Raw genomic sequence first — 6,865 nt, forward strand, 5'->3', positions numbered from 1 at the left:
AATTCAACCTGCAAATCTGCTTCATCTTCAATTAAGATTTTATACATATTAATTAATATTTCTGGTTCTGAACCGAGTTTTCCGGCAATTACAATTTTTTGATCTTGATGTCCAAAAAACGGAGCTACGATAATAGCAAAAGCCAATAACCCAACCGTAGCAAGGGTAACAAAGACTTTTTTATATGATAAATTTTCAAATCTTTTTAGTAAATAATCAAATAGGATCGCAAGGAGTGCAGCTGGTATCGCTCCAAGCAAAATCAAATTTGTATTATTTCTATCAATACCTAGAAGAATAATATCCCCAAGCCCTCCAGCACCGATTAATGCCGCAAGTGTCGCTGTACCTACGATTAACACCATCGCTGTCCGGATCCCCGCCATTATGACTGGCATCGCAAGTGGGAATTCCACCCTAATTAACCTTTTTCTTGAGTTCATTCCCATCGCTTTTGCTGCTTCGATTAGTGAGGAATCCACTTCTTTAATCCCTGTATATGTATTTCTCAATATGGGTAGTAATGCATAGGCAACTAAAGCAATTATTGCTGGGACTTTTCCAATACCGAATAAAGGAATCAGGATACCCAACAGCGCTAGAGAAGGAATGGTTTGAATGACCGATGTTATGCCGATTATTCCTTCTGCAATCTTTTTATGCCTTGTTAAATAAATTCCAAGTGGAATCGCAATGATGACTGCAAAGAAAAGGGCGATAAAAGAAATCTGGATATGTTCTAATAATGAACTTACTAATTGATCTTTTCTTTCCAGAAAAACTTGGGTAAAATCGTTCATTTGTTAGCCCCCCTTCTCCAGTATTGTAGATAAATGTTTCATAACAGTAGTACGATCAATAATTCCGATTATATTACCATCCTTTTCCACCGTTAGATGTTCATGGTGTGACAGGATTTCCATAATCTCTTTCAATGGAGTGGAAACAGATACTCTAACAGAAGATATGTTCTCGACTTCATTTCCTTTTAATGGTTGAAGTATATCTTCCAATTTAATATCAATGGCCGAATTTTCACTTTTGCCTCCTACAAATTCTTTGACAAAATCATTTGAAGGATTTGTGATCAACTGATGCGGTGTTCCGATTTGAACAATTTTCCCTTCATTCATGATGCAGATTCGATCTGCTAGTTTTAATGCCTCTTGCATATCATGAGTAACAAAAACAGTGGTCTTTTTGAGGTTTTTCTTTAACTTTAATAGTTCATCTTGAAGTTTTTCACGACTTATTGGATCCAATGCACTAAATGGCTCATCCATTAATATAATCTCAGGATCAGCAGCAAGGGCCCGGATAACACCAACTCTTTGTTGTTGTCCTCCAGACAGTTCGTTAGGTTTTCTGTTAGCATATATTTCGTAGTCTAATCCAACCATATCCATCAGTTCAGAAATTCGTTGTTTAATTTTATCCCTTCTCCATTTTTTCAGTTCAGGAACAATCGCTATATTTTCCTCGATTGTCATATGTGGAAAAAGTGCAATTTGTTGAAGTACATATCCGATGTTCCATCTCAATTCATGGATGTCATATTCGCTTATTTTTTTCCCATCCATAAAAATAGTACCATCTGTTAACGGAATTAACCGATTGATCATTTTTAGGGTCGTTGTTTTTCCACAACCACTTGGGCCGATAATGACTACAAACTCACCTTTCTGAATTTCAAATGTTAATGAATCAACAGCAACTGTTCCATCCGGGTATCTTTTAGATACATTTTCAAATTTAATCATAGAACGATGTCTCCTTGCGATAGGATTACTTTTTAACAACTCGTACCACTTGACTTGGGCAATGAACGTACAACTACATTTCAGAACTAATTCTCCTTAACATTAGCATGTATATCCTGTTTTTCATAAGAACATGCCTCTTTATTCAACTTGCACTTGACTTCTAAAACAAACATAGGATATAAAGAAAGTGTAAGTAAAAAATTTCCTTAACTAAAGGAGTATGAGTTTATGTTATCGGTGGTTCTTAACTAATCCATAATTGGATAGCTGGAAGAAGCAAAAACGTAGCAATCGCTATGTTTATTTCACTATGGCTTCTTTTAGAAAGTTAAGAACACGCATCATAGCTATGAAAAGTAGATCTTGCTTTGGCATGTTTGTCATGGTTTTTTTGTGTCTGAAAACCATCAAACACCCTAGGTCTATCTTCTGCCGTCATGAGCGCTTTGTTCATGACGGCTTTTTATATTGAATCCAGCCCATGAACAAGTCCTCATGAACTATTTTTCACATATAAAAAGGAGGATTTACCATTGAATACTCAAACAATGGAAGCATTAGGTTATTATCAAATTTTGAATGACATTGCACAATTCGCAAGAACAAACAGAGGAAAGGAAACACTTCTCTCGTTAAGACCGACACAAAATAAAAAGCAAATCGAGCATTCTTTACAAGAAATTTCGGAAGCGATGAACATTATTAAAATCAGTGGGAGTATCCCTATTCACTCTTTGGATCAAATCGGACATTACATCACACAAGCCAAAAAAGGCATCGCTCTAAAAGTAGACCAATTTACTCAAATTGTCTCATTCCTGGACCACTGTCAAAAGCTAAAGCAATTTATGAAGGATAAGGCATATGCCGGTCCGATGGTAAGCATGTATGCCGCATCAATTGGTGATGTTTCAGAACTGGAAGCAGAAATTAGTCGTTGTTTACGAAATGGACAGGTGGATGATTATGCTTCAAGTGACCTGAACTATTTGCGAAGACACCTCGCCTCCCAGCAGGAAAAATTAAAAGAGAAAGCACAGTCATTAGTTAAAAGCGGAAGAATTTCTCCATACCTGCAAGAGACAAGTGTCACTGAACGGTCTGGTCGTTATGTTCTAGCGGTAAAAAAAGAATACCGGAAAAAGATTCAAGGCTCAGTCTTAGATACTTCGGCTTCTGGCTCCACTCTCTTTATAGAGCCTGTTGAATTAAGCTCACTTCAGGAGGATATCGAACTCATCAAAATCGCTGAAGAAACAGAGGTAGAGCGTATTTTATATGAATTGACGCAGCTGTTTCTTCCACATGAACAAGTCATTCAGATTGCCGTTGAGACGATGCATCATTACGATGTTCTCTTCGCTAAAGCAAAGTATAGTCAAATGATTCAAGCAGACATACCGATAATTAATGAAGATTTCCGGATAGATTTAAAAGAAGCACGTCATCCGATGCTTGGAAAAAATGCCGTTCCACTTACGATTCCGATTGGAGAAAACGAACGAGCGCTTGTCATTACTGGTCCGAACACTGGTGGAAAAACAGTCACATTAAAAACAATTGGGCTCCTTACATTAATGGCACAATCCGGTCTCCCTATTCCAGCAAAAAAAGGGAGTGAAATTGCCATCTTCCAACATATCTTTGTCGATATTGGAGATGGTCAAAGCATTGAGCAAAACTTAAGTACATTTAGCTCCCGCATGGTGAATATTATCGAAATTTTACAAGCAACAAATGACGCGTCACTCGTATTAATTGATGAGCTTGGTTCTGGTACTGACCCGAGAGAAGGAATGGCACTTGCCATTGTTATTTTAGAGCAGCTTTATGAAAAAGGAGCTACTTTATTTGCGACTACCCATTACAGTGAAATGAAGAAGTTTGCGGATGAAACGGAAGGTTTTTTAAATGGATCCATGGAGTTTGATATCCATACATTACAACCAACGTATAGACTAATACTCGGAAAGAGTGGACAAAGTCAAGCTTTCGATATAGTAGCAAAACTAGGGATGCATCCAACTCTTATCGAACGTGCACACCAAAAGGCGTACCAGGAGCATAAGGATTTCCATCAAAATATTGCACAAGAATCATTACAATCGCCTTCCTATCAAAAGCAAATCATTGTAAATAAATATGCCCGAAACAATGTCGGAAAAACGAAACAAGAACAGCCTTTATCAAAAGTAACAATTTACAACCAAGGAGATAACGTCCTCCTCCTTGCAACAGGTGAAACTGGAATTGTATACAGAGGACCGAACGACCATGGTGATTACATTGTGCAAATTAAAGGAGAAAAAAGAACAATTAATTATAAAAGAATTGAGTTAAAAATTGCAGCTGAGGAGCTTTACCCACCCGATTACGATTTTGACATCATCTTCAAAAGCAAAGAATACCGAAAAGTAAAAAAAGACATGAACCGCAAACACGTCGAAGATAAATGGTTGGAGGAGTAAGGTCGTAGGTATTTTTAAAAAACGAATTCCAAATTTGAGGAATTCGTTTTTTATTACTTTTATCGTTTTCTTGGTGTTACTATTTATCAGTAAGCTCTTTGTATTCTTTATTAATTTTTTCCATTGTTTCTGGAAATTGAGTTCCCCAATTGTCGTTAATTACGTGAAATACAACATGACCTTCTGTATCTAACATGCCATACCCTCTATAAGCTACATCCCCATTTTTCATATCAAACAGGTCAATAACTTCTAATTCAGGGTCCGATACGAATGGGATACTCTCGCCATAAACATCCACTAACGCGGTATACAATTCTAATTGTTGTTCCGGAGTGTCTCCACTAATAATATATGCATTAACGTCTAAATCCTTTAAGACATCTAAATTCTGATGCAACTGAACCAGTTGCTGTTGGCAAAGACCTCAGGTGTATGTCGTAATAAAGAAAAATAGAGTGGGTTTCTCCTGTGGGAAAGTAACTTCTTGTTTATTCTGATCCAGTAGAGTCATGGGTTTACTCATTTCATTAGCTCCACAACCTGTAAGGATTACAGCAGTGATTAATAAAAGTATGAGTAGCTTTAATTTCATAGATTCTTCCTCCTCTCTTTGCGGCTCTACGCACAAAATTTTTTCAATTATATCATTTACAAAGTGTCTATACAATTAATCTATATTCTTATCTACTAGGAAAAATTTTCTATTAATAATTTCAACAATTCTCCCTATCCTATTAAAGGGCAAAAAAAATTTGGAGGTAATTTTTATGGCACAATTAAGAGATATTATGACATCAAATGTTATTACAGTTAAAGAAACTCAGTCTGTTCAAGAGGCTGCTGCATTAATGAGCCAACATAATATTGGAGCTATTCCAGTGGTAAATAACAGCGGACAAATGGTCGGAATTGTTACTGATCGTGATATAACCCTTCGTACGACTGCACAAGGAGAAAATGCACAAACACCAGTATCTCAGGTTATGACTGCGCAGCAAATCGTACAAGGTACTCCCAACATGGATATTCATGAGGCGGCAAACTTAATGGCACAGCAGCAAATTCGCCGGTTGCCGGTAGTCGAAAATGGACAAATAGCAGGAATGGTTGCATTAGGCGATCTAGCCGTGCAAAATCAATATGCAAACGAGGCCGAGCAAGCATTACAAAACATTTCCACCCCTTCCGCACCTCAACAATAAGAAGAAATTACTATTTAACAAACTTAGCACAGATCCGGCCATGGTCTGTGCTAATATTGTTTAATAGGGACAAGGACATTGTCCCAGGTTATTATATTATCCTCAATATTAATAAGACTTTTTCACAAAAAAATGGTAGGTATCGGTACCTGCCACTAAGTACTAAAAGCGAGGAGATTTATATGAGGAATCCCCCGAAAGTTTACCTTTTATATTTTTTATCAATACTCCTATGTGTATTGCTGCTTTTTGGAGTTAATAGAACAATTGGACCATTAACCATCCAACAGAAAAGTAAGGCAGCTAATTTTGAATCAATTTCAGACCACGAGCATTCAGTCATTCAAAAGCTTAATCAACATCAACCTGTAAACATTGTGGCTTATGGTGATTCAATTACATGGGGATATGATCGGGATGCTAGAACTAAAAAAGTAAATCAAGTTAAAAATCCTTATCCAAAAGTCCTGGAAAAGGAGCTCAGAGATAAGTATGGCTATAATAAAATAAAAGTTATTAATAAAGGACATCCTGGCTGGACGTCTATTCAGGCAATAGAGAATATTGAAAAGGAAGTTCTTAGCTATCGCCCGGATTTAGTCATTTATATGTTTGGCATTAATGATGCACGAGGCCATCAAAAATATAGCCCAAATGATCTCCCTGTCCCTGTTGATCAATATAAAGAAAACAATCGACAAATCCTACAAAAGCTTAAAGAAAACGGAATCGATGTTGTCATCGTCACACCAACAACCATTACTAATAAAAAATATCTTGCAAATAAAACCCAAGCAGATTATACATATGCGATTAAGTCCTTGGCACAAGAAGAAAAGGTTGCATTTGTAGATGGCGGGGAAATTCCCATTATAGAGAATCTAAGTGATGGGATTCATTTTAAAGCAGAAAAATATCGATTAATTGCAGAAAAAATAATGCTTGATATGTTTTAAGGGACAGTGGTTTACTGTCCCTTAATCCGTTTTAACATGTATGCTGTCTTATCCTTTTCGAATTGGAGTAATGATTTAATTTGCGGTGTTGTATCAGTGTGTGTAAACTTTTTTATAAGAAGATTTAAGGCATTATGTGGAAAAGCGAGATACAAAAATAAAAGAGATAATAATTTTATTGCTTATTGGATTTTCGTTGATATATGCTTCAAGCATCAATTCGAAAATCGTATTGTCCCATTTACCTGTCACCTTCTCCATTGTTTTTATTAATCCATTTAGGTCTTTTGCAGGAAGATCATATTTTCCTAAATCCCAATCTATAAAGTGCCACTTTCATATGGAACAGGAGAAATATTCCACTAATTTCCCCTTTTTTAAGTGCTAGCATTTTATTGTTATTTTTATAGAAAATTACAGAAATAATGGATGAACCCAAAAAAGGGATGATTGCAGAACCTCCATCTCTATAT

General features: G+C 36.4%; 7 protein-coding genes. 3 read left to right on the forward strand and 4 right to left on the reverse strand.

The window, feature by feature from the left end:
• Both V7147_RS05525 and V7147_RS05530 read right to left on the reverse strand, forming a co-directional pair.
• The coding region (locus V7147_RS05525; RefSeq protein WP_335366861.1) for an ABC transporter permease at positions 1-800 on the reverse strand (800 nt) is incomplete at its 3' end.
• Positions 801-803: 3 nt separating this feature from the next.
• Positions 804-1,760, reverse strand: a complete 957-nt coding sequence (locus V7147_RS05530) for an ABC transporter ATP-binding protein (RefSeq protein WP_335366862.1) — start codon at positions 1,758-1,760, stop codon at positions 804-806.
• 536 nt (positions 1,761-2,296) lie between these two features.
• Between V7147_RS05530 and V7147_RS05535 the strand changes: the two genes are divergently transcribed.
• Positions 2,297-4,231 carry an endonuclease MutS2 gene (locus tag V7147_RS05535; RefSeq protein WP_335366863.1) on the forward strand — a complete coding sequence of 645 codons (1,935 nt, stop codon included), beginning with the start codon at positions 2,297-2,299 and terminating at the stop codon, positions 4,229-4,231.
• 79 nt (positions 4,232-4,310) lie between these two features.
• On the opposite strand, the gene V7147_RS05540 is transcribed toward V7147_RS05535, so the two are convergent.
• Together V7147_RS05540 and V7147_RS05545 are read right to left on the reverse strand one after the other, a co-directional pair.
• Complete coding sequence (locus V7147_RS05540; protein WP_335366870.1) at positions 4,311-4,640, reverse strand: hypothetical protein; 330 nt, start codon at positions 4,638-4,640, stop codon at positions 4,311-4,313.
• Between the two features lie 18 nt (positions 4,641-4,658).
• On the reverse strand, positions 4,659-4,826 hold the full coding sequence (locus V7147_RS05545; protein WP_335366864.1) for a hypothetical protein: 168 nt from the start codon (positions 4,824-4,826) through the stop codon (positions 4,659-4,661).
• A gap of 175 nt (positions 4,827-5,001) precedes the next feature.
• Between V7147_RS05545 and V7147_RS05550 the strand changes: the two genes are divergently transcribed.
• Complete coding sequence (locus tag V7147_RS05550) at positions 5,002-5,436, forward strand: CBS domain-containing protein (protein ID WP_335366865.1); 435 nt, start codon at positions 5,002-5,004, stop codon at positions 5,434-5,436.
• A gap of 182 nt (positions 5,437-5,618) precedes the next feature.
• A complete protein-coding gene (locus V7147_RS05555) occupies positions 5,619-6,392 on the forward strand; it encodes an SGNH/GDSL hydrolase family protein (RefSeq protein ID WP_335366866.1) in 774 nt (257 codons plus the stop codon).
• Positions 6,393-6,865 lie beyond the last annotated feature (473 nt).

This window comes from Bacillus sp. JJ1521 (assembly GCF_036965165.1).
Lineage (GTDB): Bacteria > Bacillota > Bacilli > Bacillales > Bacillaceae_L > Ferdinandcohnia.